Here is a 3,328-nt window from a genome sequence, read left to right on the forward strand (position 1 = left end):
TAAGGAGCCTGACGATTACCTACTTTCACACGGGCAATCCGCACTATCATCGGCGTGGAGTCGTTTCACGGTCCTGTTCGGGATGGGAAGGGGTGGGACCGACTCGCTATGGTCATCAGGCATGACGGGTTGCTGCGTCGCATCGGGGTGCGCCACAGCCAATCGGGAAGAAGCGTGGTGTAAAGAGGGGTTGTGTTGTCTGGCACAACAGCGCTCTCCGACCGGTCTGAAACACACCGGTTATAGGATCAAGCCTTACGGGCAATTAGTATCAGTTAGCTTAACGCATTACTGCGCTTCCACACCTGACCTATCAACGTCCTGGTCTTGAACGACCCTTCAAGGGGCTCGAAGCCCCGGGGATATCTCATCTCAAGGCGAGTTTCCCGCTTAGATGCTTTCAGCGGTTATCTCTTCCGAACATAGCTACCCGGCGATGCCACTGGCGTGACAACCGGTACACCAGAGGTTCGTCCACTCCGGTCCTCTCGTACTAGGAGCAGCCCCCTTCAAATATCCAGCGCCCACGGCAGATAGGGACCAAACTGTCTCACGACGTTTTAAACCCAGCTCACGTACCTCTTTAAATGGCGAACAGCCATACCCTTGGGACCGGCTACAGCCCCAGGATGAGATGAGCCGACATCGAGGTGCCAAACACCGCCGTCGATATGAACTCTTGGGCGGTATCAGCCTGTTATCCCCAGAGTACCTTTTATCCGTTGAGCGATGGCCCTTCCATACAGAACCACCGGATCACTATGACCTGCTTTCGCACCTGCTCGACTTGTCAGTCTCGCAGTCAAGCACGCTTATGCCATTGCACTATCAGCACGATTTCCGACCGTACCTAGCGTACCTTCGTACTCCTCCGTTACACTTTGGGAGGAGACCGCCCCAGTCAAACTGCCCACCATGCACTGTCCCCGATCCGGATCACGGACCAAGGTTAGAACCTCAAACAAACCAGGGTGGTATTTCAAGGACGGCTCCACGCAAACTGGCGTTCACGCTTCACAGCCTCCCACCTATCCTACACAAGCCGGTTCAAAGTCCAATGCAAAGCTGCAGTAAAGGTTCATGGGGTCTTTCCGTCTAGCCGCGGGGAGATTGCATCATCACAAACACTTCAACTTCGCTGAGTCTCGGGAGGAGACAGTGTGGCCATCGTTACGCCATTCGTGCAGGTCGGAACTTACCCGACAAGGAATTTCGCTACCTTAGGACCGTTATAGTTACGGCCGCCGTTTACCGGGACTTCAATCAAGAGCTTGCACCCCATCATTTAATCTTCCGGCACCGGGCAGGCGTCACACCCTATACGTCCACTTTCGTGTTTGCAGAGTGCTGTGTTTTTATTAAACAGTCGCAGCCACCAGTTTATTGCAACCCTTTCACCCTCTGCGCGCAGGCGCATCAAGCTACCAGGGCGTACCTTATCCCGAAGTTACGGTACCAGTTTGCCGAGTTCCTTCTCCCGAGTTCTCTCAAGCGCCTTAGAATACTCATCTCGCCCACCTGTGTCGGTTTGCGGTACGGTCAACGTGAAACTGAAGCTTAGAGGCTTTTCCTGGAACCCCTTCCAGTTGCTTCGCTTCCGAAGAAGCTCGCGCCACACCCTTGAGTCCTGTGCCCGGATTTGCCAGAGCACCCTCTCCAATGCAGCGACCGGGACTTCCAACACCCGGACAACCTTCCGCGATCCGTCCCCCCATCGCATTTCACGCCGGTGCAGGAATATTGACCTGCTTCCCATCAGCTACGCATTTCTGCCTCGCCTTAGGGGCCGACTCACCCTACGCCGATGAACGTTGCGTAGGAAACCTTGGGCTTACGGCGAGGGGGCCTTTCACCCCCTTTATCGCTACTCATGTCAGCATTCGCACTTCCGATACCTCCAGCACACCTTCCGGTGCACCTTCGCAGGCTTACGGAACGCTCTCCTACCATGCGTGCAAAGCACGCATCCGCAGCTTCGGTATATGGCTTAGCCCCGTTACATCTTCCGCGCAGGACGACTCGATCAGTGAGCTATTACGCTTTCTTTAAAGGGTGGCTGCTTCTAAGCCAACCTCCTGACTGTTTTAGCCTTCCCACTTCGTTTCCCACTTAGCCATATTTGGGGACCTTAGCTGGCGGTCTGGGTTGTTTCCCTCTTGACACCGGACGTTAGCACCCGATGTCTGTCTCCCGTGATTGCACTCTTCGGTATTCGGAGTTTGCTATGGCGAGGTAATCCGCAATGGACCCCTCAACCATGACAGTGCTCTACCCCCGAAGGTGATACACGAGGCACTACCTAAATAGTTTTCGGAGAGAACCAGCTATTTCCAGGTTTGTTTAGCCTTTCACCCCTATCCACAGCTCATCCCCTGACTTTTCAACGTCAGTGGGTTCGGACCTCCAGTACGTGTTACCGCACCTTCATCCTGGCCATGGATAGATCACCTGGTTTCGGGTCTACACCCAGCGACTGGATCGCCCTGTTCGGACTCGCTTTCGCTACGCCTGCCCTAATCGGTTAAGCTCGCCACTGAATGTAAGTCGCTGACCCATTATACAAAAGGTACGCCGTCACCCCTTGCGAGGCTCCGACTGTTTGTATGCATGCGGTTTCAGGATCTGTTTCACTCCCCTCCCGGGGTTCTTTTCGCCTTTCCCTCACGGTACTGGTTCACTATCGGTCGATCACGAGTATTTAGCCTTGGAGGATGGTCCCCCCATCTTCAGACAGGATTTCACGTGTCCCGCCCTACTTGTCGCATACCTGGTTCTTTCTCGCTGTTTTCGCCTACGGGGCTATCACCCGCTATGGCCGCACTTTCCAGAGCGCTCGGCTAACAGCAAAAATAAAATATGCAGGCTGGTCCCATTTCGCTCGCCACTACTCTGGGAATCTCGGTTGATTTCTTTTCCTGCGGTTACTTAGATGTTTCAGTTCACCGCGTTCGCTTCACGCAACCTATGGATTCAGTTACGGATACTCCATTCGGAGTGGGTTTCCCCATTCGGACATCTCCGGATCAAAGCTTGTTTGCCAGCTCCCCGGAGCTTTTCGCAGGCTACCGCGTCCTTCATCGCCTGTGATCGCCAAGGCATCCACCACATGCACTTGTTCGCTTGACCCTATAACGGGTATGTCTCTCGACCTACGCCGCTACAGGCTGAGTTTTCGCGTTGTGCCGTATTCCAAAACCCTCTTTCGAGGAACTTGAAAATACTTCGATACAATCACAACCCTGAACAGCTACTCGCGCCCATCTCTAAGCGCTTTCGCCTGTTCTCTTTACTACTTCTTCCTGATTGTTAAAGAACGACAGCCGGCATC

2 rRNA genes are annotated in these 3,328 nt (G+C 54.0%); both read right to left on the reverse strand.

Annotated features, from left to right (window positions below):
* Nucleotides 1-6 precede the first annotated feature (6 nt).
* A 5S ribosomal RNA gene (rrf, locus tag AABE10_RS36020) occupies nt 7-120 on the reverse strand.
* Between the two features lie 124 nt (nt 121-244).
* Nucleotides 245-3,126: ribosomal RNA gene (locus AABE10_RS36025) — 23S ribosomal RNA — on the reverse strand.
* Nucleotides 3,127-3,328: the final 202 nt, after the last annotated feature.

Origin of the sequence: Paraburkholderia diazotrophica (assembly GCF_038900755.1) — a bacterium.
Lineage (GTDB): Bacteria > Pseudomonadota > Gammaproteobacteria > Burkholderiales > Burkholderiaceae > Paraburkholderia > Paraburkholderia diazotrophica_A.